This is a genomic window from Pseudomonas helleri (assembly GCF_001043025.1).
Taxonomy (GTDB): Bacteria; Pseudomonadota; Gammaproteobacteria; order Pseudomonadales; family Pseudomonadaceae; genus Aquipseudomonas; species Aquipseudomonas helleri.
Window position 1 is genome coordinate 474160 of record NZ_JYLD01000001.1, and the last position, 25183, is coordinate 499342.

Annotated in this window: 19 protein-coding genes, 1 tRNA gene and 2 pseudogenes; 10 read left to right on the forward strand and 12 right to left on the reverse strand. The window is 53.8% G+C overall.

The features are described from left to right. Positions 1 to 60: 60 nt before the first annotated feature. The 4 genes from TU84_RS02040 to TU84_RS02055 all read right to left on the reverse strand — a co-directional run bounded on the left by TU84_RS02040 (position 61) and on the right by TU84_RS02055 (position 5882). Complete coding sequence (locus TU84_RS02040; RefSeq protein WP_088500359.1) at positions 61 to 1509, reverse strand: NAD-dependent succinate-semialdehyde dehydrogenase; 1449 nt, start codon at positions 1507 to 1509, stop codon at positions 61 to 63. A 59-nt stretch (positions 1510 to 1568) separates the two neighbouring features. Then, positions 1569 to 2690: an aromatic ring-hydroxylating oxygenase subunit alpha gene (locus TU84_RS02045; RefSeq protein ID WP_048366827.1), complete on the reverse strand. Its 1122-nt coding sequence runs from the start codon at positions 2688 to 2690 to the stop codon at positions 1569 to 1571. A 171-nt stretch (positions 2691 to 2861) separates the two neighbouring features. Further along, positions 2862 to 4499, reverse strand: coding sequence for a BCCT family transporter (locus tag TU84_RS02050; protein ID WP_048366828.1), 1638 nt, complete (start codon positions 4497 to 4499; stop codon positions 2862 to 2864). Positions 4500 to 4799: 300 nt separating this feature from the next. Continuing rightward, entirely contained in the window at positions 4800 to 5882 is a 1083-nt protein-coding gene (locus TU84_RS02055; RefSeq protein WP_048366829.1) for a tartrate dehydrogenase, read from the reverse strand. 75 nt (positions 5883 to 5957) lie between these two features. On the opposite strand from TU84_RS02055, the gene TU84_RS02060 reads away from it, so the two are divergent. The 8 genes and pseudogenes from TU84_RS02060 (at position 5958) to TU84_RS02095 (ending at position 14685) form a co-directional block, all read left to right on the forward strand. After that, positions 5958 to 6905: a LysR substrate-binding domain-containing protein gene (locus tag TU84_RS02060; RefSeq protein WP_088500274.1), complete on the forward strand. Its 948-nt coding sequence runs from the start codon at positions 5958 to 5960 to the stop codon at positions 6903 to 6905. Positions 6906 to 6966: 61 nt separating this feature from the next. Beyond that, positions 6967 to 7042: transfer RNA gene (locus TU84_RS02065), tRNA-Thr, on the forward strand. Between the two features lie 145 nt (positions 7043 to 7187). Continuing rightward, positions 7188 to 8234 (forward strand): AAA family ATPase, encoded by a 1047-nt coding sequence (locus tag TU84_RS02070; RefSeq protein WP_048366830.1) that lies wholly within the window; start codon positions 7188 to 7190, stop codon positions 8232 to 8234. A gap of 2 nt (positions 8235 to 8236) precedes the next feature. After that, on the forward strand, positions 8237 to 8740 hold the full coding sequence (locus TU84_RS02075; RefSeq protein WP_048366831.1) for a hypothetical protein: 504 nt from the start codon (positions 8237 to 8239) through the stop codon (positions 8738 to 8740). Between the two features lie 524 nt (positions 8741 to 9264). After that, positions 9265 to 9961 (forward strand): annotated as a pseudogene (locus tag TU84_RS26405) (integrase domain-containing protein); the annotation flags it as partial. Between the two features lie 218 nt (positions 9962 to 10179). After that, a complete protein-coding gene (locus TU84_RS02085) occupies positions 10180 to 11619 on the forward strand; it encodes an ABC-three component system protein (protein ID WP_048366832.1) in 1440 nt (479 codons plus the stop codon). Continuing rightward, positions 11609 to 12328, forward strand: a complete 720-nt coding sequence (locus tag TU84_RS02090; protein ID WP_048366833.1) for an ABC-three component system middle component 1 — start codon at positions 11609 to 11611, stop codon at positions 12326 to 12328. Before TU84_RS02085 ends, TU84_RS02090 begins: the two co-directional genes overlap by 11 nt. After that, positions 12325 to 14685 (forward strand): ATP-binding protein, encoded by a 2361-nt coding sequence (locus tag TU84_RS02095; RefSeq protein ID WP_048366834.1) that lies wholly within the window; start codon positions 12325 to 12327, stop codon positions 14683 to 14685. The genes TU84_RS02090 and TU84_RS02095 overlap by 4 nt, the downstream gene beginning before the upstream one ends. Positions 14686 to 15119: 434 nt before the next feature. Here TU84_RS02095 and TU84_RS02100 read toward each other — a convergent pair whose 3' ends face one another. From TU84_RS02100 to atzD, 7 genes are all read right to left on the reverse strand, one after another. Continuing rightward, positions 15120 to 16391 (reverse strand): OprD family outer membrane porin, encoded by a 1272-nt coding sequence (locus TU84_RS02100; protein ID WP_023102364.1) that lies wholly within the window; start codon positions 16389 to 16391, stop codon positions 15120 to 15122. Between the two features lie 243 nt (positions 16392 to 16634). Further along, positions 16635 to 17945, reverse strand: a complete 1311-nt coding sequence (locus TU84_RS02105; RefSeq protein WP_023102365.1) for a solute carrier family 23 protein — start codon at positions 17943 to 17945, stop codon at positions 16635 to 16637. Positions 17946 to 18060: 115 nt separating this feature from the next. Beyond that, positions 18061 to 18450 carry an oxalurate catabolism protein HpxZ gene (gene hpxZ / locus TU84_RS02110; RefSeq protein WP_241486370.1) on the reverse strand — a complete coding sequence of 130 codons (390 nt, stop codon included), beginning with the start codon at positions 18448 to 18450 and terminating at the stop codon, positions 18061 to 18063. A 1-nt stretch (position 18451) separates the two neighbouring features. Further along, on the reverse strand, positions 18452 to 19849 hold the full coding sequence (locus TU84_RS02115; RefSeq protein WP_048366835.1) for an AtzE family amidohydrolase: 1398 nt from the start codon (positions 19847 to 19849) through the stop codon (positions 18452 to 18454). Beyond that, positions 19846 to 20052: a DUF4089 domain-containing protein gene (locus tag TU84_RS02120; RefSeq protein ID WP_023102368.1), complete on the reverse strand. Its 207-nt coding sequence runs from the start codon at positions 20050 to 20052 to the stop codon at positions 19846 to 19848. Before TU84_RS02120 ends, TU84_RS02115 begins: the two co-directional genes overlap by 4 nt. Beyond that, complete coding sequence (gene atzF, locus TU84_RS02125; protein ID WP_082148606.1) at positions 20049 to 21749, reverse strand: allophanate hydrolase; 1701 nt, start codon at positions 21747 to 21749, stop codon at positions 20049 to 20051. The genes TU84_RS02120 and atzF overlap by 4 nt, the downstream gene beginning before the upstream one ends. 92 nt (positions 21750 to 21841) lie before the next feature. Beyond that, complete coding sequence (gene atzD / locus TU84_RS02130; protein WP_048366836.1) at positions 21842 to 22963, reverse strand: cyanuric acid amidohydrolase; 1122 nt, start codon at positions 22961 to 22963, stop codon at positions 21842 to 21844. Between the two features lie 48 nt (positions 22964 to 23011). Here atzD and TU84_RS02135 point away from each other — a divergent pair, with 48 nt between their 5' ends. Together TU84_RS02135 and TU84_RS25385 are read left to right on the forward strand one after the other, a co-directional pair. Further along, positions 23012 to 24163 (forward strand): LysR family transcriptional regulator, encoded by a 1152-nt coding sequence (locus tag TU84_RS02135; RefSeq protein ID WP_048366837.1) that lies wholly within the window; start codon positions 23012 to 23014, stop codon positions 24161 to 24163. A 143-nt stretch (positions 24164 to 24306) separates the two neighbouring features. Continuing rightward, positions 24307 to 24407: pseudogene (locus tag TU84_RS25385) on the forward strand (transposase domain-containing protein); the annotation flags it as partial. Between the two features lie 71 nt (positions 24408 to 24478). Here TU84_RS25385 and TU84_RS02140 read toward each other — a convergent pair. Further along, a complete protein-coding gene (locus tag TU84_RS02140; RefSeq protein WP_082148607.1) occupies positions 24479 to 25144 on the reverse strand; it encodes a GntR family transcriptional regulator in 666 nt (221 codons plus the stop codon). Positions 25145 to 25183 lie beyond the last annotated feature (39 nt).

Below are 25183 nucleotides of genomic sequence, written 5' to 3' on the forward strand. Positions count from 1 at the left end.
TCTACTGCGGTAAAGGGCGGCACGCGCGTGCCGCCTGATTTAAAACCCGGTGCTGACGGCTCAGACCGCCAGGCACAGGTATTTCAGTTGCAGGTAATCGTCTATCCCGTACTTGGAACCTTCGCGCCCCAGGCCGGATTGCTTGACCCCGCCAAACGGCGCCACTTCGTTGGAGATCAGCCCGGTGTTGATGCCGACCATGCCGTACTCCAGTTGCTCGGCGATGTGCCACACGTGGCCGATATCGCGGCTGTAGAAGTACGCCGCGAGGCCGTACAACGTGTCGTTGGCCAGGGCCAGCACTTCGGCGTCGGAGTGGAAGCGCACCAGCGGCGCAACCGGGCCGAAGATTTCTTCGTCCAGCAGCAACATGCCTTTCTTGATGTCACCCAGCACGGTCGGCTCGAAGAACTGCTCACCCAGCGCATGCACCTGGCCGCCCAGCAGCAAGGTCGCGCCTTTGCTGACGGCGTCGTCGATCAGGGCGCGGACTTTGTCCACCGCCTTAACGGTGATCAGCGGGCCGATCTGGGTGTCTGCCGCGTTGCCATGGCCGACCTTCAGTTCAGCCACCTTGGCGGCGAACTTACTGGCGAACTGGTCATACACCGCGTCGTGCACGTAGAAGCGGTTAACGCAGACGCAGGTCTGGCCCGCGTTGCGGTATTTGGCCGCGATGGCGCCTTCGACGGCGGCATCAATGTCGGCGTCGGCAAACACAATAAACGGCGCGTTGCCGCCCAGTTCCAGCGAGACTTTTTTGATGGTTTCGGCGCACTGGCTCATCAGCAAACGGCCGATGGGGGTCGAGCCGGTGAAGCTGAATTTGCGCACCAGCGGGTGGCCGGTGAGTTGCGCGCCAATGGCCGGAGCGTCGCCGGTGACGATGTTCAACACGCCCGCCGGGATGCCTGCACGCTGCGCCAGTTCCGCCAGGGCCAGCGCCGAAAACGGCGTTTCGTTGGCCGGTTTGACCACGATGGTGCACCCGGCGGCCAGCGCAGGCGCGACCTTGCGGGTGATCATTGCGGCGGGGAAGTTCCACGGCGTGATCGCCGCGCACACGCCGATGCCTTGCTTGACCACAATCAGGCGTTTGTCGCTGGACGGGGAAGGGATCACGTCGCCATAAACGCGTTTGCCTTCCTCGGCAAACCACTCGATAAACGAGGCCGCGTAACGGATTTCACCCACCGCTTCGTGCAGTGGCTTGCCCTGTTCCAGGGTCATGATCCGGGCCAGATCGTCTTCGTGTTGCAGGATCAGTTCAAACCAGCGACGCAGGATCTGCGCGCGGTCTTTGGCCGTGCGTTCACGCCAGGCCGGCAGCGCGGCGTCGGCAGCCTGGATGGCGCGGATCGCTTCGGCGCCGCCCATCAACGGCACATTGCCCAGCAGCTGGCCTTGGGCCGGGTTGGTCACGTCGACCGTCTGACGGCTGTCGGCATCTGCCCAGGCGCCATCTATAAACGCCTGTTGACGAAACAATTGGGGGTCTTTGAGCTGCACGCAGGACACTCCTCTAAATAGGGCCAGGGCGCCGCAGCATGGCTGCGGCGCCCGGCAGATCAGTCGTCCAGGTGGGCCACGGCGATCAGGTTGTGGAAGTGCGCGATGCCGTGTTCGCTCATGCCGCTGCGCTGACGGTCAGCCATGATCCGGCCTTGGCCGCGATAGCCGCGCGATTGCAGGCCGCGTTGCACGCTTTCGACCAGACGCAGGTCTTCTGGGCGGAACACGTCGCGGTACCACTCGATCAGCGATTGCTGCTCGGGGGTGATCTCTTTGTTGAGGAAGTAGATGTCGTAGTGCTGCATGGTCACGCCCGCACTGACCGGGAACTCGTAGATCACGGTCATGAAGTTGCCGCCGGGTGGCGCATTGAACATGGTGCACGGCCAGGCCCAGAAGCCGCTGAAGGACGGGTCTTTGAGCGATTCGTCGAACTTGAAGGACTTCTCTGACGACTTGGCATGGCCAAACTGCAACGACCAGTTGCCGTGCAGGGTGTGCCAGTACTCGTCCACGCTCACCGAATCGGCGAAGCCCGGGTGAGCCGGGGCGCAGTGGTAGCACTCCAGGTAGTTGTCGACGATGGACTTCCAGTTGGCCGGGGTGTCGCTGACAAAACGCGCCGCCAGATGCAGGTCATCGACCACCGGGCAGGCTTCGCGCAGGCGCGCTTCCAGGCCCGGCAGTTGTTCTTCAACGGTGCCCGCTTCGTTATTCATGTTGATGTAGATGAAACCGGCGTATTCCTCGACGCGCAGCGACACCAGGCTGGAGTTTTCTTTGTCGAAGTTGACCACGTTGTCGCAGTTGCGCGCGTGTGCCAGTTCGCCGTCGAGCTTGAAGGTCCAGGCGTGGTACGGGCAGGTGATGACGTTTTTGGCTTTGCCGCTGCCGCTGAGCAATTGGTGACCACGGTGCGGGCACACGTTGTAGAACGCACGCAGCACGTTGTCACGACCGCGTACGACGATGATGCTTTCGCCGATGACTTCACGGGTGATGTAGTCGTTGCTGTTGGCCACTTCGCTACGGTGACCGACACAGATCCAGGTATTGGCGAAAATCTTCTCTTTTTCGACCTCGAACACGTCCTGGTTGGTGTAGTACGACGCCGGAATAGTGTGTGCTACGTCAGCATTGGTGCAGAAGTCAGCAGGCAATTTCACGATTGTGTTCATTCTTTTTCTCTCTCAAGCGCTTAAGAGGGTTGTGCTCGACACCCTGTTTCGGGTTGTTTTTGTGTAACCCATGAATAACAAGAAACCCATGGTTAACACGACACGCAAAAAAAATCGCTCAGGTCCCGGCACCGTGGTGCCGGAGCCTGCGCGTGGTTCAGTCAGCAACACTTAACTCAGGGCTGCGGGTACCGCCTTGGCTTTGGTTGCAGCACCCGGTGCGGGCGTCACGTTTTCAAACGGGGCGACGTAATCCAGGTTCTGCTCGCGCTCCACCGACTCTTCCTCGATCAAGTAAGCCGGCATCGCGCCGTAGTCCTTGAACATCCAGGTAAGGAAGCCGTAGATCTTGGTCATCAGGATCACCAGGAACGGAATCGCCGTCAGCACCACCGCGGTTTTCATGGTCGACAACGACACCTTGGCAAACAACATCGCCAGCGGGATCAGGGTCAAGGCGATGCACCAGAACAGACGGTGCGTCGGCGATGGGTCCTGGCCTTCCTGCATATTGCGGGTGCTGGTGGCTGCTACGGCGTAGGCCGCTGCGTCCATGTGCGAGGCACAGAACACCGCCATGATGAACAGGTAAACCCCGAGGAAGATCTGACCGAACGGCAAGGCGTTCAGCAACATCTCGACCGCTGTTTCACCGCCCTGCTCCGTGAGGATGCGCGGTACGTCGATAGCGCCGGTGATGAACTGATGCATGCTGTAGCTTTCGAGCGTGCCGAAGAAGAACCAGCAGCCAAAACTGCCGCCCATCAACATCGCCGCGACCACTTCTTTCATCTTGCGGCCCTTGGACACACGGGTCACAAACATCGCAACACCCGGCGCGTAGGACACCCACCACAACCAGTAGAAAACCGTCCAGTTGCGGGTGAAGGCACCGTCACCTTGCGGGTCGGTAAACAGGCTCATGTGCACGTAGTTCTGCATCATCAGACCAATGGAGTTGGCCGTGTTGTTGATGATGAACTGCGTTGGGCCCACGACCAGTACCACGGCCGCAAACACCAGCGCACCGATGCACACCATCTTCGACAGACGCTGCATGCCACTGGCAATACCGATGTAGGAGCTGAGCGAGAACACCACCGCCACCACACCAATGACTGACAACTGCGTGACGAAGGTGTCCGGCATGCCGGTGAGTGCCGACAGGCCACGGGTCAAGGTGGACGCGGTGAGCACCAGCGATACGGTCAAGGCGCCGAACATGGTCAACAGGAACACCAGATCGACGAGCCGACCCACTGGGCCGTGCGCTTTGAAGCCGGTCACTGCCTCGACGATCGAAGACAGGCTCAGGCCGCTCTTCTTACGCACGTGGAAGTGATAAGCCATCGCCAACGACGACAAGGCATACAGCGACCAGGCACTGATACCCCAATGGAAGAACGAGTAGCTGACGCTGTAATCCAGCGCTTCACGCGAACCTGCGGCAATGTTCAGACCAGGCGTCTGGTAGTAATACGCCCACTCCATCACGCCCCAGTAAAGCGTCGACGAGCCCATACCGGCGCAAATGAACATGAACACCCACGTCACGGTCGGGTATTCAGCTTTACCATTGCCCAGGCGAATGTTGCCGTACTTGCTGAACGCGATGTACAGCACCACCAGGGCGCAGCAGAACACAAACACTTGCACCGAGGTGCCAAACGTCCGAGACGACAGCTCAAACAGCATATTGGCGGTGACTTCGGCTTGTTGCGGATAAACGGCAAGACCTACAACGGTAATCAGTACAGCAATCAGGCTAGTTGATATCAAAAAGACATCTTTTTTATTGTTATTGGACATTTAAGTCTCCAGATAGAGAGTTTTTCTCTTACTGCGTGGCTCTAGATCAGCGTTTACAGCTGTTAGGGACTCCTTCCATATCGTTGAACCCTGAGCGTTAACCACTGGTTAACGCATACCTTTCGGTTAACAATATGCCCCGAGATTTAAGCTTTTGCAACTGGAATTGTTGAAATTTCACACGTCTAAAACGGCTGTTTCAACACGCCAAAGAGCCCGCGAAAGTCCCCGTATCTCGGGGGGTTTCGCAGGCTTGTGAAGCGTCTATTTCGCGGCGCTGATCAGCGCCGTTTGGTCAACTCACGCCAGGGCGGCGGCGATGGCTGCACCGACTTCTTGAGTCGAGGCCTTGCCACCCAGATCCGGGGTTTTCGGACCACTGGCAATCACGTCCTCGATGGCGCGCAAAATGCCATCGTGTGCCGCCTGATAACGCTCATCGCCTTTGCCCAAAAATTCCAGCATCAGCGCGCCCGACCAGATCATCGCAATTGGGTTGGAAATGTTTTGCCCGTAGATATCCGGCGCTGAGCCATGAACCGGTTCGAACAGCGACGGGAAATTACGCTCGGGGTTGAGGTTGGCCGACGGCGCGATGCCGATGGTGCCGGCGCAGGCAGGGCCGAGGTCGGACAGAATGTCGCCAAACAGGTTGGACGCCACCACCACGTCAAAACGGTTGGGTTGCAGCACGAAGCGCGCACACAGAATGTCGATGTGCTGCTTGTCCCACGTCACCTGCGGGTAGTTCGCCGCCATGGCTTCGGTGCGCTCGTCCCAGTACGGCATGCTGATGGAGATACCGTTGGACTTGGTCGCCGAGGTCACGTGTTTGCGCGGACGCTCTTTGGCCACGTCGAAGGCGTACTTCAGAATGCGGTCCACACCGCGTCGGGTGAATACCGACTCTTGCAGGACAAATTCGTTTTCGGTGCCTTCAAACATGCGCCCGCCCACCGAGGAATATTCACCTTCGGTGTTTTCGCGGATCACCACAAAGTCGATATCGCCCGGCTCGCGGCCTGCCAACGGGCACGGCACACCCGGGAACAGACGCACAGGGCGGATGTTCACGTACTGGTCAAAGTCGCGGCGGAACTTGAGCAGCGAACCCCACAGCGAGATGTGATCCGGCACCTTGTCCGGCCAGCCCACAGCGCCGAAATAGATCGCGTCAAAGCCCTTGAGCGTCTCAAACCAGTCGTCCGGCATCATCTGCCCGTGGCGCTCGTAGTAGTCGCAGCTGGCCCACTCGATGACCTCGATCGACAGATCAAGGTTCCACTTTTTAGCCGCCGCCTCCACAACGCGCAGGCCTTCTGGCAGTACTTCGTTACCAATACCGTCACCGGCGATGGCGGCAATTTTGAATGTCTTGCTCATGGGGGGCACTCTTGAAAATGGACAGTGGGCCCATGGTATAAAGCGCCAAAAGAAAGATAATCAGGCGAAGTGAAGATGGATAAGACACGGTTCGTGAATAATCTGCCCAACCTCGAAGACCTGCGCGTGTTCGTGATCGTGGCCCGCCGCTCCAGCTTTGCCGCCGCCGCCAGCGAATTGGGCGTGTCGCCGGCGTATGTCAGCAAGCGCATCCAGTTGCTGGAGCACAACATCGGCGTGCGCCTGCTGCACCGCACCACCCGGCGCGTGGCCGTGACCGATGACGGCGAACGCGTCTACCGCTGGGCGCTGCATATATTTGATGCAGTCGAACAGATGAGCGACGAAGTCTCGGCCCTGCACCAAGAGCCGCGCGGCCAGTTGCAAATCATCAGCAGCTTCGGCCTGGGCCGTCGCCACGTTGGCCCCGCACTCTCCGAACTGTCCCAGCGCTACCCGGCCCTGGACATCCGCTTTGACATGTTCGACCGCCTGGTGGACCTGATCGAAGAAGGCTTCGACCTCGACATCCGCATTGGTGACAACATCGCCCCCAACCTCATCGCCAAACTGCTGGCCAACAACGCCCGCGTTTTATGCGCCAGCCCCGAGTACCTGCAACGCCACGGCGAACCGCGCACCCTGGCCGAACTGGCGGGCCACGAATGTTTGGTGATCAAAGAGCGCGACCACCCGTTCGGCCTGTGGCGCCTGCAAGGCCCGGAAGGCGAAGAAAGCGTCAAAGTCACCGGCGCCCTGTCCGCCAACCACGGCGAAGTCGTCCACCAATGGGCGATAGATGGACGAGGCATCCTGCTGCGCTCCCACTGGGACGTGCGCGAGAGCCTCGAAAGCGGCAAATTGGTGCACATCCTCCAGGACTACCGACAACAAGCCAACATCTGGGCCGTCTACACCGCCCCCCTCGCCAACTCCGCCAAAATCCGCGTCACCGTCGAGTTTCTGCGCCAGTACTTCAGCGAACGCCACCCCGCCACACCCCAGCGGCAAAAAGAATCGTGAAAATAGTCTGTAATCAGGGGTTTACAAGCCACGCCATCCGCGTATACTCCTCGCCCATAACGCCGGTATAGCTCAGTTGGTAGAGCAACTGACTTGTAATCAGTAGGTCCCGAGTTCGACTCTTGGTGCCGGCACCATACGCAATACCGAAAAAGGCTCACCGCAAGGTGGGCCTTTTTTGTTTCTGGGGTTTAAGTCTTGGTTGGCGGCGGTTATGTTGTCGGTACGGCCTGTATCTAAGCAACATCACGATGTAACGCGGGTTTTTATCTCGGGGAAATTATGCTGAAGCAGCTAGACATCAAAGAATTCACGGTATTTGAAGAAGCGAACCTACGCTTCGGCAAACAACTCAACGTGATTGTTGGTGAAAACGGTGCAGGCAAAACGCATCTGCTGAAGCTGGCTTACTCGGGCCTCGCGACATGCTGGGAAGAAGGCAGTAAGCCCCACTTGGCATCTTCCCAACCGACAAAAACCATCCTGCAGAAAAGTCTCGCTGATAAATTAATAGGCGTTTTTCGCCCTGAGACCCTGGGTCGATTGGTTAGGCGCAGACCTGGCCGCGGGCGCTGCGATATCAAACTCACCTTTACTGACTCGGCTTACGACTTGGCATTTGGCTTTGCAACCAACAGCAAAACCGAAGTTGGCATCGAGCAGTTGCCCGAGCAATGGCTGAAAACAGCCCCAGCCTATTTGCCTACACGCGAACTGCTTACCATCTATCCAAACTTCTTGGCCGTGTATGAAAACCACTACCTGGAATTTGAAGAGACATGGCGCGACACCTGCCGCCTGCTCGGCGGGCTGATGCGTAAAGGGCCAAAATTACAGCGTATTCGTGAGCTACTGGCTCCACTCGAAGACGCTATGCAAGGCAGCATCGAACTCGATAAAAGCGGGCGCTTTTACCTGCGCAACGCCAACGGCTTGATGGAAATGCCATTGGTTGCAGAAGGCTTGCGCAAACTGGGCATGCTCGCACGCCTGATCAGCACCGGCGCTTTGTTGGATCAAGGCTACTTATTCTGGGATGAGCCCGAGGCCAACCTTAATCCTCACCTGATCAAACAAGTGGCCAAGACCATCGTTGAACTGAGCAACAGCGGCATCCAGGTATTCATCGCCACTCACAGCCTGTTTCTGCTGCGCGAACTGGAAATCTTGCTGGCACAGAAAAAACTCGACACCGCCTTCTTTGGTCTTCAAGCCACCGACAACGGCATCACCGTTCAACAAGGGCCCAGTCTGTACGACATTGGTGACATCACCGCTCTTGAGGAAAGTCTTCAGCAGTCAGATCGTTATTTAGCGCTGGAGGATTGAGCATGGCGGCGCTCGATGTCGATGGCCTGATATTCACCTTCCCAGACACGTGGCAAGCCAGCAAATTTGATGAGTGGTCCTTTTACAGGCGTCACTTCATGACATTGCGCAACAACCTGCAAGCAGTCGACATTCTGGTGTTGTCACCTGAAAAAGTAGCCTTCTTGGTTGAAGTCAAAGACTATCGACACCCCGATGCCGGAAAGCCCTCAGAGCTGGCAGAAACCATCGTAAACAAAGTGCTGTGCACTTTGGCTGCGTTACTGCCAGCCCGTCTTCATGCCAGCACTCCGCTTGACGAGAAAACCCTCAGCAAAGCGGTACTCGGTTGCGAAAGGCTTCAAGTCATCGTGCATATTGAACAACCCGCCACCCACCAGCCCCGCGTCGATTTGGCAGACCTGAAACAGAAACTCAAATCCAAACTGCGGGCGATCGATGCACATCCGAAGATAGTCAGCATGGCCAAGCCGCTGGGGATGGGGTGGGTTGTTAGTAACCCGTGAAGTGGGCTGCCCGGCGGCAATACTTGGCTGAACGCTGATCGCTCTCAACCTGATTCAGTACGGGAGATGGGGCTAGTTTTGGAGCGTTTATCGCCTGCATCAGGCCTACCTACCCCTCTTAACTGCGTCCATGCCTGAGGTATTCCTCCTCGTGAAAATCGAGTGACTGGCACCGAAGTCACCAGTAGCAGGGATGTAGATGATTGTGCCGCAGCGCAGGGGGGAATGAACTGTGCCTGACTGACAGGCATGCCCCGGTTATCGTATTGCTGCTTTAACCCGGTTCAAGATCTCGGAGCATTGGTCTCGTTAGACAATGCAACCTCTATCCGCCTGCCTCCTCTGAAGTGCTCAAGAGACCGGAGCATCAGATGCCCAAGCTCCCGGCGCTAAAGAGCCATCAATCCTGCGTTAGTGGACATCCCCCATGGATCGCAGGGCCTTGTTCCCTGATAACACTCAGCATTCTTGGCGGAATGACAAGGGGAAAGTTTCAAAGATTTGGCTTCGACAGGAGTTTGATCATGGCATTGGTAGGTAGACGGGATGGGCGGAATTTTGGATATGGACGGCAACTGAGTTATGCCGGGCCCCAGGCGTTGCGCGATCTGTTTGGCGGGGGCATTACGGTACGGTCAACGCGCACAATGAACGCTGGCAGGCGTTTGTTCGTTGGTGTCCGGAGGATGGGCCGGGGTTTAACGAAGCGCGGCAGATTAAATGGCAGACCTTACTGGAATACGCCGAATATCTGCGTCAGCAAGTTGAACAAAGCGCTGTAGGCATCGCCACCGCGCAAAACCGATTGTCCAGCGTGAACCGGACTATGGCTGCGCTTCGCGGTGATCAGCCCGTGAAAGTACCGAGCCAAGCAAGGCGTTGAGAATGCAGAGGGCCAGTGTTCGTCACTCAGTGCCGCAAGGCCAAGACCGCGAACAGGTGAGGCGAATCGTCGAAGTGCTCTGCGAACACGAAATGCCACGTGTCGCGGCCATCGCGCAGTTGGCGCCAGCCACCGGCAGGCGCTTACGCGAGGCTATTTTGGCCCACCTACCGCGTTTAAACATGAGGCAGAGCAATACGGCAAGATCAAAATCCAGGAAGGCACCAAAGGTTGCCGATCTGGTTCCTCGCAGGATTAAGGCAGATGATCATATTCGTGACGCACTTAGGTTTGCCGAACAGATCTCACCCGACGTTAGCCACAACCTGCTTGCACCGGGTTTAATGGTGGACTCCCATCACAGCAAGATACGCAAGCGACCTCTTAAGTAAAAGAGAGCTCTCTCCTCAGCTCCGTAAACAAAGTCACAGAAGTGGCGTATCGCCATCAAAAATGACTTAGTATAGATCGTGCGTAAGGAGACGCGGTCAGGAATGAATTCGATACCCAGCTCCTTACGGTGGCTTCAACCATAAGTCTAAGCTGGAGTTTTCTGATGGCTCATGATGCATCTCCATCGTGGAGCGGGTTTAATTATCAGGGGAAAGTTGCCCTTTACTACGCTCTGCGTTTAATAAATGAAAAGGCCGCAGACTTTGATTTTACTGACTATAGTCTAGTTTTAGAAAACACCGAAGATTTCGAAGTAAGATTAAAAAATACTCCTATATCGCTTCACCAAGTTAAAGCTTACCAAAATTCCAGCTTCAGCTCCTATAGCAAGGCACTCGTAGGAATAACTCTCGAGCTTTATAACAAAAAAAGTGCACAAGGGTACATACACACATGGAATCCAATTAACCCTAAAAAGAATAAAACCTTCACGGAATCTATCGCCAGCGATTTTAGCGATATTGTAAACGAATATAGTAACTGCCAAAAAAAAGATGGGAGCACTATAATTGAACAGGCTGCTAGCACCAAAGTTTCTATAAAAAAATTAGCAGCAATAATACGACTAGCGCTTCCAAGTACAAACGAAAAAAACTTGGTTACATTGCTAGAGAGCATTGGAAACATAACTGATGATGCCGTAAAAAGAATTCAACCCTACGGATACCCTGACGGAAAAAATTTCTGCGACCTTGATGATATAAATAAAAAAGTTGAAGAAGAACTCTCCTTAAGCTTTTCCAATCGCGGTATAACCAACACACCGCAACAGCTTAAAAATGCTTTTCACTACTTGCTTGGGTATACGGACAAACACATCATAGAGCGACACAAAAACACTGGCGGCTCTCCGATTCCGATATCATTTAATGAAATATTATCGATTCTGAGCCATGACTTCGAAGATGTCAGTTCTGAATACCTTGCCTACGAATTCAAAAATCAATTTTTAAGTAAATTTGACGAATTCATGACATACCCTGAGCTTTACATTGAGCCAGAGCTCGATAACGGTGCTGTATGCAACTTGAGATCTATTTACACTTTACTTTCCAATCTGAGCGCAATTGATCTCTGGGACTACCACAGAAATTTTTCGCCCCACGAATATATTGACACATCAAACAATTTATCAAATGCATTCAACACCGATCTCCAAGGTGTCTTTCTGGTTCTTATAAAAATATTCAACGAGATTGACTACGAAAAGTCTAAACACGACAAAGCTAGTAAAAAAATAACTTACAGCACAACATTAAAGCCTACTGAGTACTACTTACCAACCACGATTCAGTCAGGATTTCCAGCGAGCATTATTGCTCGAAAAGTGATTAACAACCCAAACATGATAGAAACGTTGTTTGAGATAAGCACGCTAATCTATGATGGAGCACTTATAACAAAACTTCCATCCCAACTCGGAAGTCACACAACAGCTCCAGATCAAGTTGGTGCTGACATGCGTCAGCGAAGAGAAAGCATCCTTGAGAATATACGACTCATACCCATTCAGATGGCTAAGGATGAGCTAAATGTTAAGTGAGCATATCTATAATATTTTTTTAAACAATGGTTACTGCAAAGTCCCTAACAACCATAGCCTTGATGGATATATACACTCCCTATTTGAACCAAAAGAGGCGCCTCACAGAGAAGAGTATTTTGTTGTTATTGAAGCAATAACACAGTCTGCGCAAGCGACAGAGTATCTGCTTAATGAAGGTGCCGACCTACTTTTCAACAAATTTTGCTCCATGGAAAACCTTAAAAAATCATTTGCCAAAAACTGCACAATGATTATTTGCTGTGAAGCCGCGAATACAACACGCAAGCTAACGTTTCAACTTGAGGAGGATCATTACAACTTCAAGAAAAACGTTATCATCTACACCAAAGGTGAAATTACCGGTCTAGAACAGTTCTGCGGCAGCGACCACTCCTTTCAAAAACTTTCAAATGAACTTATAAACACCATAATAAACTCCGACTCAGGAAATGAGTTTCGCGCATTCAAAGAACAAACCAAGAACCGCAATAATCACTATTCGCTGCTCATAAAAATAATCATGAAACTACCGTTTATTTCTTATCAACCAAAAGCAAAAAGCCTTATCGATTTAGAAATCAGCATCGAAAAAGCACTAACACTTGAACAGCGAACCATTTACAACAAACTGCTACTGTTAGACTTGAATGCATCTGAAGAAGACACTGAGAAACTGATCTTTGAAGCATGGAATAACATATCATGATTAAACTAAAAGGAATTACATTCAAAAACTTCAAGGTATTTGGCCCGATCCCATACAGAATAAACTTTGAAGACAACAAACTTATTCTTATGGATGGCCCAAATGGATATGGAAAAACCTCAGTATTCGACGCCATTGAACTAGCATTAACAGGCAACATTTCGCGCCTAATCGCATTAGAAAACCGTCAAAATCCGACAGATATTGTGGTCGCTCACGATGGAGCACAAGAAGTCGAGGTAATTCTTGAGTTCAAGGATGACAACTCAAAAGAGCATGCAATACTTAGAAAACTTAAAGACCCTATCCCCAGAGACGCCAGAAAAATTTCAAAATTTCAGGAGCTCTGGCAAAGTTATGAAATGATTGACGAACAGTGGCAAGCGGTTGACTCGACACAAATCGGAAACTACCTTGACAGCAAAAACTTCACTCGAGATTTCAGTTTATTCCATTATATACAACAGGAAGAAACTGCTATTTTTCTTAAATCCAAAAACGAAGCACAACGTGCGGAGGAGCTATCTCAGCTTTTCGGTGACACAAAGAAGGCTGAAGACAAGCTATCCCACTTAAATTCCATACAGAAAAAAATTGACGCATTAAAAAAAGGCACCTGGCAAAAAATATCGCACATAAAATCAACATACAATATTTCAAACATTACCGACTTAACCAACACCTCAAAGTCCCTGCATTTTTTTTTACTACCTCACCTTGTAGAAAAAAAATCGACACCTGAATGGGATAAGGCAGACCTAGGGATTTTATCTCAAGAAAAGCTGAGTCATTTCCTTGAGGAAGTTAGCCATATAAAATATTTTATAAATCATAAAGCTGATTATTTAAGACTGAGATCTTACTCAAGAGCATCACAACGAATAGAGCCGATACGATATTTTATACAATCATTCAATTTTTTGAGCAAAATAACCGACCTTCAAAAACTTGGTGCAAGAAACAGCTTTCTTCGTCAGACTTTAAGTACATTGAACTCCGGCAACCTCCAACGGATAAAAGACATATCAACGACTGAAGATCTTTTTGGAGTTCTACAATCTGCACCTCCTTTAGAATTCAACAAAAAACTTGACGAACTGATCCTAGAGGAACAAAAGAGTTCAGGTTTAGACAAACTCTATAGCGACATAATAAAACATCATAATTACCTTAGCGGGGCTCTATCCGTCTTACCTGATGAGAGAAACTGTCTATTATGTGGGCATCCATATGAAACCCACAATCTACTAACTGCAGCAGTCTCTGATCATGAAAATCTAATTAAAACTCTTCTTAATGATCAGGCGACGTTATTAGTAACAATGAGGGAATATTTTTACAAGAAACACTTAGCGCCTCTGATAGAGAAAATAAAAAGCCTTCTAGAGAAAGCTCCCTCTCCTTCTGAAAACGACCTAAATAATCTAGCCCGAGCAAGAGACAATCAAGATACACTAAAAAAACTACACGCATGGCTGCTACGTGAAAACATAGAATTTGAAGATCTTTTAACTGTAGACCTTCCATCACTTCGAACTGATGCCGATATTCAGCACGCTGTCGGCGAGTTATCAGAACGTATTCGAAATGCTTCTGGCGCACCAGCAGAAAATTATCACGATGCAAACAGTGGCAATGTATTTGATAGGATTTTTCGAGACTATTTTTCTAGCGACCCCAAAAATATATTGAGCGAAATCGCAGAATGGGCCGATCAGAAGACGCAGTATATCCAAGAAAATTATTTCAACTCACTCCAAAATATTGTAATAGAACTTACTGCGCTCGACAAAAAATTTTTAACCCTAAAGCAATTAGGGGAAGAACTAACTGAAATAATGATAACTCTACGCACTCAAATTAGACAATACAGGAAAAAACTTATAACCGACATCGAAATACCATTTTATATTTACTCCGGAAAAATACTTCAAGCCCATCAGGCAGGATTAGGCCTAGGTGTTCTTATTAAAGACCCAACTGGAGGAGATGAGCTAAAAAATGTTCGACTTGTTTCTAATTGGAGAAGTGACCATGACATCCTAAACACTATGAGTTCCGGACAAATATCAGCCGTTGTGATATCCCTAGCTCTTGCGCTGAACAAAGTTTATGCAAAATCTTTTTCCACCATTCTTATTGACGACCCAGTGCAGACGATGGATGACATAAATATGTCTTCCCTAGTCGAGCTACTCAGAAATGAATTCTCAGAAAAACAAATAATTCTTTCTACGCACGAAGAGAAAGTCTCTAGGTATTTCGTCTACAAATTCTTAAAACATGGACACTCGGTCAAAAAAGTAAACCTCATGGAAAGAAAAGAATACACCCCGAACAACAATTATATTTACTAAACTCATCGCGCAAAATCTTGCACTGCTCTAGTTTTCTGACTTAATAAATAACACAAATAAAAAGTCAGAAAACTATTTGCACCATCCGATCCTACTTTAAATTACCCCATATATCCTAGATGCATCCGTTTGACTACTTTTTGGCCGATTACTACTAATTACCCATGGAAATAATAGTCTGCAACATTCATCCTTAGCAGGTTTCCTGGGCCATATGCCACTGCACAGGATGATTTACGTGCGGGCCAACAGCACACTAATGCCTTAAAAATCCCAGATTCGATTCCACCGAACTCCAGAACCGTAGAAAACCTAGCCCCGCCGACAGCTACCGTTCGTCTGATCCCTCCCCCTACAAAAAAACCCGCCTCCAAGCGGGTTTTCTCGTCTTCACCTTCTAAACCACCCTCCCCAACACACTGCCCTCTCCCCCTCTAAAAGTTGTAACTAACCTCCAACCGGTTCTGGAAGAAGCGGGTGTCTCGTGCCGGGGAGGTTTGCACGCCTACCCATTCGGCCACGCTCAGGCCTTTGAGGGCGCCTGCGAAGTTATAGATCCCGTAGAGCAGGTATTCAGACTGGTTGAGGCTGGCAGTACCGGCGACGGCGGTCAGGTCCATGAATGAATAGCGGGCGCCCAGGAACAGGTTTTGAACGGCGCCTGTGCTGACGTCCAGCGAGTAGGCATTACCAGCTCCCAGGTCTTGGGTGCTGGTGAAGTAGGGCTGGGCAAAGTAAGGGCCGGATGACATGTTGTGGGCATAGGGCGTTACCAGGCTTCCGTTGTTGTACGCACCCGGGGCCGCTTTGATGTGGTCGTAGCCGAGGGCTACTTTGTAGGCTTTGTAATCGAACCCCGCCTGGAACCCCAAGGTTGTGTTGTCGACTGTGCCTGCCAGTTCACGTCCGTCGCCCGTGCCGCGTATGTATTGAAGACCGGCATTGGGTCGAAAATCGCCTGACACCGCTGAAACGTGGCCTTCGCCGTAGCTCACGTTGGTGTAGTCGTAATAATGCTGGCGCCATAATTGGCCGGAGTATTTAAGGCCGTTGACTGTCACTGAGCGGCCACCGCCCAAGCTCCACATTCCGGCTGTTTTTTCATCCGTTGAGTACATGCTGTTTCGGGAAAAGCCGTCATCGGCCCAGCCTTTCCAGCGGTACAAGCGCGCCAGTGAGAGGAAGTCATCGTCGTTGCCATAGTGCACATTAATGCCCTGGAACAGGACGGGCACTACGCGCCAGTCGTAGTCACTGGTCCACGGCAGTTGAACGCGCTGATTACCGGCCGTTATCTTGAACGCGTCATGCTCCCAACTAACGTAGGCCTCGCCGATGTTGGTGACGTTGGTGCCGATATCGGGAATTACGCTGCCCTTGTCGTCAGGCCGGTTGAAGGTTCTTTGGTAGATCAGGCTGCCGCCCAACTTAAAGCCATTCAGCGCGGCGGTTTCATATTTGACGAAGCCGCCATAGCCAGCTGTGTCTTGATTCAGGTCTTTGACGAAGTAAGCGTTCTTGTCGGTGTAGTAACGCATTCTCAGCGATCCGGACACTGTGCCCTCGGACAGCATGTCCACCACACTTTCAGCTTCAGGGGCGGTGCCAGCCACGTCGGCCATTGCGGTGTTACCCATGACACTGAGCAGCACCAGGCCACTCATACCCAACACTTTATTTACAGCCGAAAAACTGCGAGGCGCCATTATCGTGCTCCTGACTATTAAAATTTTTTAAAGCGCCTGCTCAAGCAAGCATTTGAATCGGCAGTTTTGCGGTGCTTATTAAAAAGATTTACGCGCTACGCTCTTCAGTTGTTTCCAGATGACAGCCACCTGCGCACGCCCACTTTCCAATCGTTGAAAAGTGGCCTGTCAAAGTGCAATTAATCCAGAAGTTACCTTGGCTTTATTATTTAACCGCTGTGACGCTTTCAGCGGGTTTCTGAATTACTGAGGACGCGTGGGCGTCGTCACATCAGCTTTTTTCTTGTAGTTCAAAATAATATTCAGCAATAAGGCGGCAAAGGCTGCGCTGCCCAGGCCATCCAGTTCAAAGCCTCCAAAGTGCAGCGTGAACTGCCCGGTGCCCAAAATGAGCGGGATGGAAGCAATCATCAGGTTGCGGTTGTCACTAAAGTCGACGTTGTTTTCAACCCAGATCTTCGCCCCTGAGACGGCGATGAGGCCGAACACGACAATGGTCATCCCGCCCATCACCGAGGTGGGAATGGTCTGCACGAGCGCACCAAATTTAGGGGACAAGCCCAGCAGTATGGCCATCAACCCGGCCACGACGAACAAGGCGGTGGAATACACTTTGGTGGCGGCCATTACGCCGATGTTCTGTGCATAGGTGGTGACACCTGTGCCGCCCACACCGGCGCTTATCACGGTGGCGATCCCGTCCCCAATAAACGCTCGGCCAAAATGCTTCTCCATCGGGCTGTTGCTGATGGAGCCGATGGCTTTTAAATGGCCAACGTTTTCAGCAATCAGAATGATGACGACCGGCGCGATCAGCAGGCAGGCGTTTGACGAAAACGCGGGTGCCGTGAAGGTGGGCAAGCCAAACCAGGCCGCCTGTTGAATAAGGCTGAAGTCGATCGGCGTGCTTAGCCCAAAGAGGTTGGTCAGCACGTAGTAAATGGCTGTGGACGCAATCAAGCTGGTCAACAGCAGCATCCTTTTGATCATGCCTTTGGTGAAGACCGCAATCAGCGCGACACAGGTGAACGTGATCACTTGCATCCAAATATCAAAATGATTGGCCGCCATGGTTTTGATGGGGATCGCCGCCAGGTTTAAACCAATGACCGCGACGACGGTTCCGGTGACAATGGGCGGCGTCAGTTTTTCGATCCATTGATACCCGATCGCCTGTACCGCGAGCCCGGCCAATATGTACAGGATGCCGCAGACAATAATGCCGCCCAGCGCCAGGTCGATATGGGTATTGGGCCCTGAGCCGGTATAGCCGGTGACGGCTGCCGTCACACCGATAAAGGCGAAGCTTGATCCCAGATAGCTGGGAACCTTGCCTTTGGTAATGACAAAAAACACTAACGTCCCGAACCCGCTCATGAGCACGGTCACGTTCGGATCGAACCCCATGAGCAACGGCGCCAGCACTGTCGCGCCAAACATGGCGAAGACATGCTGCAGCCCCATCAATAACGTTTGAGACCAGGGGAGCCGCTCATTCGGAGCGACCACTTCACCGCCATCCAGCTTTACCGTCCACTTGAAGAGGTTTCTCATTGCATTGCATCTCATATCGGGTGGGGGCAGGTGTGCAAAAGTTATAGACGGGCCGCTGTAGCCGCAGGCCTCGTGATAGAGGGCGCATGCAGGTGGCATGCGCATGGGGGCGTCTTTAGCCCATCACACTCACATGGGCCGATACCACCCGCCAGCCTTGGTCTGTGCGTAACCACGTCTGGCTCTGACGGCCTATGGACGTAGAGCCGGTGCGTTGAAACTCGATGTTGGTGGTCGCCATGTCATGACCGTAAGTCGTGACTTCTGTTCTAAGCACTTTACGGGCCAGACCTATAGACGGCCGGTTCGCCCGGAATGCCTTGATCGCCTCGTAGCCATAGAGGTTTTCAGTGGCGCCATACCTCAATGTGAAGGGCGAATTAAAAAACAGTTCGTCGAGCACACTGACGTCATTACTGACGAGGGCGGCTTCATAGGCTTCGAACGCAATCATGACGTCTGCATGGACGTGCGGAAGGTTGATGTCCAGACCTGAGATATTCATTTCACAGTTGTCCTGCGTAATGGGCTTTAACGGTGGCATACCCGCTGTCTTCAAGGACGGCGGCGGCCCTGAGTGCAAGATCCTCACGCCAGGGTGCGGCGATAATCTGTACGCCCAGAGGCAGCCCCCCGGTGTTGTCGGGCCACATAGGCGCCGCGACCACCGGGCAGCCCGCGAAAGAAATCGGCTGGGTCAACAAGCCCAATGCAGGCCGACACGGATGGCGCAGACCATTGATATCAATCCACTCGGCGCCGATCTGGGGCGCGGGCACGGGGGTCGCGGGGGCGATCAATACATCCCAATTGGCAAACAGTTCATTGACCTGGTCGCGGTACATTCTTCTGAAACGCTGGGCCTGGACGTACCACGTAGCCGGTTGCATAAGACCGGACAAAAAGCGATCGACCGAGACGGGCTCGAAGTCCTGAGGGCGAGTCTTCAAGTTGTGCGCATGCAGGTTACTGCCCTCGCTGGCCGTGATGATGAAAGCAGCGGCTCGCGCTTGGGCAGGGCTCGGCCAGTGGACTTCATCCGTCGCCCCCAGCAGTTTGGCAGCCAACTGGGCCGCCGCACGCGCAGGCGGGCTGGCATAGGTGTCAAAGTAATCGGTGAGAATACCGACCCGTAACCCGGCGACGCCTTGCTGCAGGCTTGGCAGGCAGGGCTGGACGCGTAATGCGTGGCAGGCCGGATCGTGTGGGTCCGGGCTTTGCAAAGCGTCATACGTGTACGCGAGGGATAACACGTCACTCGCAAACGGCCCAAGGTGGTCAATGCTGTGGACAAAGGGGTAGGAGCCTCTGCGAGAGAGCCGTCCAAAGGTTGGCTTGAGCCCCCACACCCCGCACAGGGATGACGGCACCCGAATCGACCCGTTGGTATCTGAGCCCAATGCAACCGGTACCTGGTCCGCAGCCACAGCGGCGCCGCTCCCCCCTGATGAGCCGCCCGCCGAGCGCGCGGTGTCGTGGGGGTTGCGTGCAGGCCCGTAGTGCGAGTTTTCAGTGGTAAACCCGTAGGCGTACTCGTCCATGTTGAGGGCCCCCAACAGGACGCCGCCAGCAGCTTTCATGCGCTCTACAAGAAACGCATCAGCGGCTGCCGGGGCATTGTCACGATTGATTTTGGAGCCTGCGAGCGTGACCACGCCTTCTATATCGAACAGATTTTTTACCGCATAAGGCACGCCAGCCAGGGGCGGCAATGGCTCCCCGGCTTTACGCAGCGCGTCAATGCTCTTGGCCTCAGCCAAAGCCCGGTCTCGCGTGACCTCAGTGAACGCATTGAACGACGCGTTTGTGCTCTGGATATGATCCAGTTTGTCTTGCACCACTTCCAAGGCACTCAACTCGCCTTTTACGATGGCGTCACGGATGTTCATGGCGGTGACAGTCATGACGGATTGGCCTCAGATGGAAAGGGGCAAGGCTGGTAGAGTTCGGCAGGTTCATCCCATGGGGTCATGGGCACAGCGCCCAACAACCCGGCCAACTGCTTCGTCCTGGCAAAGTGCTCGGCCACGCGCTCAAGCTGCTCCTCGCTGAGGTTGAGGTCCAACAGGACGGACATGGCCGTGACGTAGTTTTTTTCAGGGCTCATTCGCCACCTCCCGCACCCGACGACACATAAGGGCGCCAGCCGCCGTATGAGCTGATGTCCAGCGCCCCCTCCAGCGCGAATGGCTCACACACAAACCCCTGCACCGACCTGCCATCCTCGAGCGTGATCGTCCCTATCCCTAAGGGGCCAGGAATCATCGCAACAAACGATCCATAGTCCGAAATGGGCATCTGCCACACTTCTACTTCGATAGAGCTGCCCTTCCCGGGGGCCACCCGGATCATTCCAGGCTTGCGAGGCGAGGTATTGGCAAGCGCGTAGAGCTGGTAATCGGCGGCTGTGCGGGTGGTGGACACGAGCGTCGCATTGCGTTCTGTAAGCTGGTAATTGAGCGGCATACCACTGAGGTGCGCGCCCACCACCGCGACCAGCACCGACGACTGGGCTGACGATTTCAGAATGCGATCCAGCGCAGGAAGAGGCTGCCTGGTGGCACCTTGAGTCAAGCCGGTCGCATGGTGAAAACACTGCGCCAGTTCAGCCAATTGCAGGTCGCTACCGCTTGGCGCGATGAACGTGACACCAAAAGGCTGACCATCAGAACGAAAACTACTGGGCACTGAGATGGCCGCGTAGTCCAGCAAATTCACGAAGTTGGTGTAGGTGCCCAGGTTTCGATTGAGGACTACCGGATTGTCTTGCATCTCGCGCAGGGTGTAGCTCGTGGGGGCCGTAGGCACCAGCAATACATCGATGTCACGCCACATCACGGCCGCTATCTGGCCCAGGCGTCGCAGCTCGGTTTGTGCTTCGAGCAAATCCGCGGCGCTGTATTGCTTGCCTTGAGCAATGATGCTTCGAACGGGTTCGATCACCGCGTGCGATGTGGTGTCGAAAAAGTCTCGAATGGCCTCATATCGCTCAGCCACAAGTGCACTTTCGTAAAGCAAAGCGGCAGCTTGTTTAAGCGGTGCATAACTGATGATCCGTTTTTTACCGCCCAACGCTTCAAGCTGATCAATACTTTGCTTGAAAGCCTCCTCGCTAAGGGTGTCACCAAAGAATTCAAGCTCATCAGGCACGCCAAAGACAAAGCGGTTGCCAAAGGGTTCGGTGTTCAAGTGAAGGTCTTTTGAATAGGGGTCGAGCGGATCATGACCCGCGGCCACTAACAGGACCTGAACAGCCGTCGATACCGTACGGGCGAAGATCGAAACGCAATCCGCGCTGCGGGCAGCAGGTACCACCCCCCGATTGCTGAGAAGCCCCTTTGAAGGCTTCAACCCCACGATGTTGTTCAACCCTGCGGGCACTCGGCCAGACCCGGCGGTGTCTGTGCCCAGAGCAAAATCGACCTGCCCGGTTGCCACCACATACGCCGACCCTGCACTCGATCCCCCACAAATCATGTCTGGGTTGATGGCATTTGGAACAGCGCCGTATGGGGATCGGGTGCCATTGAGGCCGCACGCGAACTGATCCAGATTGGTTTTGCCTTCCAGTGATGCACCGGCGCCGAGAATTCGCTCGACCACACCGGCATGGGTATCGGCCATATAAGCAAACGCCGGGCACCCTGCGGTGGTGGGTACGCCTGCAACATCAATGTTGTCTTTAACCGCAAAGGTAAGGCCGCTCAGGGGGCCGATGATTTTGTCGTGTGGCTGCTGGCTCAGGCGATACAGCCACTCAACGGCGGCGCCGGTTGAATCAGGGTTCGAACGGTTCAGAGTCATGATGGTGTCCGGCTTGTTTTCTGGAGTGCCCTCAGCACATTCTCTGGCTCAGGGCAGGTGCAAGAGCCCGCAGTAAGCGTTTTAGCTGACCGTCATGGGCGTTTGAGGCGCGCGATCGCCGCCACCGGGCCACCGCCATCCGGCCCCTGATGCTCGGCGCCACCCGAAACGAAGAGCCGGGTGTCACCCACCATGGCAGCCAGAACGCCACCCACCAGCGCTCTGGCATGGCGGGTCGCCGGGATATCACTGTCGTCCAGCATGGTGTGTCGAGCCCCTCTGATGGTGCCGGTCTGAGACGGCTCGGCCTTGGCCAGCACCGCAATCAAGCGGTCACGGTCATCCGCTGAGAGTTGCTTGCTTGACTCGAAGCCAAGGTCGCCAAGGACCCCTTGCACCGCATCCAGATCAATCGCGTCCTTCATGACGCGGTGTCCGATGACCAGATCACCGCCCCACGCCCTGGAGTTACCTAACACCAGAATTTCATGGTGCATGAGCTCCACCCCGGCCGAAGTGCTGGCGCGGCTGGAATACAGGTCGAAGTCCTGGCAGATGCCCGGGCCAAGCTCGCCCGGTGTTTTGCCGTCCAGCTCATCAAGGGCGACGCCAACCCCCAGCGCAGAGGCGGCGCGAGAATAGGACATCGACTTGTAGGTATCGGTGGTCGAGGTGCTGGCCCCTCTGGCGTTTGCTTCGGCGATACGCTGGCGGGTCAGCAGCGGGCATTTGACCTGCACGTAATGCACGTCATCGGCACTGTCGATGCTCGCCATTTTCATCGCGGCCCTGACGGCATCCGCCACCAGTTGAATTTGCACTGAAGTACCGATTTCTTCTGGCATCAGAGCCCGGGTGACGGCTTGGGCCATGGCCAACCGAGGTTCTGTCTGCTCAGGCGCGTCATCCGGGAGTTTTTCAAAGACGATCCAATGGGGAGAAAGGCAACCCTCGGTGCCACCCGACATGACCACCACCGCCCGTTCCTCAGCCGGGGCATCGTGCGCAGCCCCATGACGCTCAAGGCACTGGATAACCGACTCGGTCGCGTAGCCACGCGTGAAGTCATTGACGCAGCCATTCCCTTCGGTTTTACCCAACACCCCAATAACCCGCTTGGCATCCAGCAGGCCCGTGGCTGCGGCCTGGTCGACAGCGGACAAATCGCTCGGCGACTGGGCTTCAAATCTTTGAACTCTGGCTTTCCAACGCATTTGATCGCACCCCAAACAGATAGTGATCAAAGTGTAGGAATCGATGGAGTGAGCCGGGAAGCGGTGTTTTTCTCTCGCTGTGAGCTAAAAAAAGCAGCACTCAAATTGCCGGTCAAAGGCAGCGAACGCCAGAAGGCCTGTGCGGTGCGAGTACGCTCGCCGCGTCTGTGGCTTACTGCTACCATCGCAGAGCTCGCAGCCGTATCCCAAGCGGCGAGTCTTTACCTGTATCCAGCAGGACTCAGCCATGCGTTTCAGGCATTCAGGTGGTCCCACGTCATGAAGCACGTAAAGCTCCTGAGCTACTTTGTCGCTGTCGCTCACCATCGTTCCATCAGAGAAGCTGCCAACTTTCTTCACCTGACTTCGTCGGCATTAAACCGGCACATTCTCGATCTTGAAGAAGAGTTGAGCGCCCCGCTGTTCGAGCGCCACGCACGGGGTGTGCGTTTAAGCGCTGCGGGTGAGACCTACCTTGCCTACGCCAAAAAAGCCTTGTGCGACGCTGAGGACGCTCATTCAAGCATTAGAGAGCTTGAAGGGCTCAAGCGCGGTCACATCAAAATCGCTGCAGTGGCGGCGATTGCAGATGTTCATTTGATTGACCTGATTGCAACGTTCCAGACCCAGTATCCGAAGGTCAGCTTTGCTGTGAAGGTCGCCGGCGCAGATAAAGTGGTCGATGCCGTCGTCGACAATGACTGCGACCTGGGGTTGGCTTTCAACCCCTCGCAGAATGCTGATTTTCATGAACTTGCCCAGGCCCCCTACTCCATCCACGCGCTGGTGAAACGCGATCACGTCCTGGCGAGCGCTGAGTCCATTTCGATTTCATCAACAGCAGACTATCCATTGGCGCTGGCCGACACCTCCTGGGGTGGCAGACGCCTGTTGGATGAATACCTGAAACGTAATGGCACCCGCATTTACCCACAAATGGAGTCGAATTCCTTTCAGGTTCTAACGGACTTTGTCAGGCGTACCGGGGGGATTTGTTTCCAGGTCAGGAAAGAGGGAGGTGAACGCCTTGTGGACGACGACCTTGTCGCCCTCCCTGTATCAGAATTGAGGAGGTACCAGCGCAGGATGATACTGGGCGTGCTTCGAGGCCGCGTGCTGCCCGTTGCGGCTGCGCGATTTAGCGAATTGCTCAAAAAGTCGCTATTCAGTGAACTGAACGACAACTCACCAGGGGTATAAGTCAGGCCCCGTGGGCCACTCCTGCCTCGGGAACGTGACGCGAAACAATCCTCGGGTATGTGTGTGCATTCTTTAGGCTGGGTATGTAGTGATTTGTGAGCAACCCGAAGCGAGACCATTGCAGCCGATTCCGCTGGCTACGTCGCATGAATGGGCATGATCCGTATGCTTATCTCAAAGATGTGCTGACGCGACTGCCGACGCAGCGAGCGAGATTGACCAACTGCTGCCGCATCAGTGGGTATCTGCCGGGATCATGCAAGGTGACTTTGGCAGACGCTTACGATGCGGGTCCCCAGCGCCACCTCAAGGCGACTACCGTTTCATGCTGCGCTCGTAAGCGGCCAGGACAGTTCGCTCGGATTGCACCAGGTAGGCATCCAGCATGGTCGTAGCGTCGCCTGCTCGGCCCTCTTCAACGCAGGTCAGTATCGATGCGTTCATATCGAGGAACGGCAAGTGCAGAAATTGGGGGTCGTTGAGTACCCCGAAAGCGAGCCGCAACTCAGCCGAGATCTGCCCGTAAAACACCTGCAGACGCGGGCTATCCGCCAGTTCGACAATTGATTTGTGAAACATCATGTTGGCAGTGCCGACCGCTACCCAGTCTTTCGATTCCCGCGCTCGCTCGCCTAATTCAACCGCCTCACGCATGTGCAGGGTGCCTGGGTGCTGGGGGTAGGCCTGGGCGATGGCCTTGCACTCGATGAAGCGGCGCACTCGGTAGATGTCGATGATCGAGGCCATGTCAGGTTCTGCAACCGTAACGCCGCGGTTGGGTTCGTGTTTGAGCAGGCCCTCGCGCGTCAGAACCCGGAATGCCTCTCTCAATGTGTTGCGCGAAATATCGAGGTTTTCTGCCAGTGCGGCTTCTGAAAGACGTTGGCCGGGCACGAGCTCACCCTCGACCAGCATTCTGCGTATTTCTTGAGTGATGGTTTCTCCCAGGGTTCGGGGAAGGATGGGAGAGGCGTCGTTCATAAGAGGTCCAGGATGAGGAAAACCGCAGGGTTATTCCAT

Coding starts and splice junctions, on each gene's coding strand:
- TU84_RS02090 (WP_048366833.1), top strand. CDS start 11,609: ATGTTAAGTGAGCATATCTATAATATTTTTTTAAACAATGGTTACTGC.
- TU84_RS02100 (WP_023102364.1), bottom strand. CDS start 16,391: ATGGCGCCTCGCAGTTTTTCGGCTGTAAATAAAGTGTTGGGTATGAGT.
- hpxZ (WP_241486370.1), bottom strand. CDS start 18,450: ATGAATATCTCAGGTCTGGACATCAACCTTCCGCACGTCCATGCAGAC.
- TU84_RS02045 (WP_048366827.1), bottom strand. CDS start 2,690: ATGAACACAATCGTGAAATTGCCTGCTGACTTCTGCACCAATGCTGAC.
- TU84_RS02060 (WP_088500274.1), top strand. CDS start 5,958: ATGGATAAGACACGGTTCGTGAATAATCTGCCCAACCTCGAAGACCTG.
- TU84_RS02070 (WP_048366830.1), top strand. CDS start 7,188: ATGCTGAAGCAGCTAGACATCAAAGAATTCACGGTATTTGAAGAAGCG.
- TU84_RS02075 (WP_048366831.1), top strand. CDS start 8,237: ATGGCGGCGCTCGATGTCGATGGCCTGATATTCACCTTCCCAGACACG.
- TU84_RS02140 (WP_082148607.1), bottom strand. CDS start 25,144: ATGAACGACGCCTCTCCCATCCTTCCCCGAACCCTGGGAGAAACCATC.
- TU84_RS02115 (WP_048366835.1), bottom strand. CDS start 19,849: ATGACTGTCACCGCCATGAACATCCGTGACGCCATCGTAAAAGGCGAG.
- TU84_RS02050 (WP_048366828.1), bottom strand. CDS start 4,499: ATGTCCAATAACAATAAAAAAGATGTCTTTTTGATATCAACTAGCCTG.
- TU84_RS02095 (WP_048366834.1), top strand. CDS start 12,325: ATGATTAAACTAAAAGGAATTACATTCAAAAACTTCAAGGTATTTGGC.
- TU84_RS02105 (WP_023102365.1), bottom strand. CDS start 17,945: ATGAGAAACCTCTTCAAGTGGACGGTAAAGCTGGATGGCGGTGAAGTG.
- TU84_RS02055 (WP_048366829.1), bottom strand. CDS start 5,882: ATGAGCAAGACATTCAAAATTGCCGCCATCGCCGGTGACGGTATTGGT.
- TU84_RS02120 (WP_023102368.1), bottom strand. CDS start 20,052: ATGAGCCCTGAAAAAAACTACGTCACGGCCATGTCCGTCCTGTTGGAC.
- atzD (WP_048366836.1), bottom strand. CDS start 22,963: ATGCGTTGGAAAGCCAGAGTTCAAAGATTTGAAGCCCAGTCGCCGAGC.
- TU84_RS02085 (WP_048366832.1), top strand. CDS start 10,180: ATGGCTCATGATGCATCTCCATCGTGGAGCGGGTTTAATTATCAGGGG.
- atzF (WP_082148606.1), bottom strand. CDS start 21,749: ATGACTCTGAACCGTTCGAACCCTGATTCAACCGGCGCCGCCGTTGAG.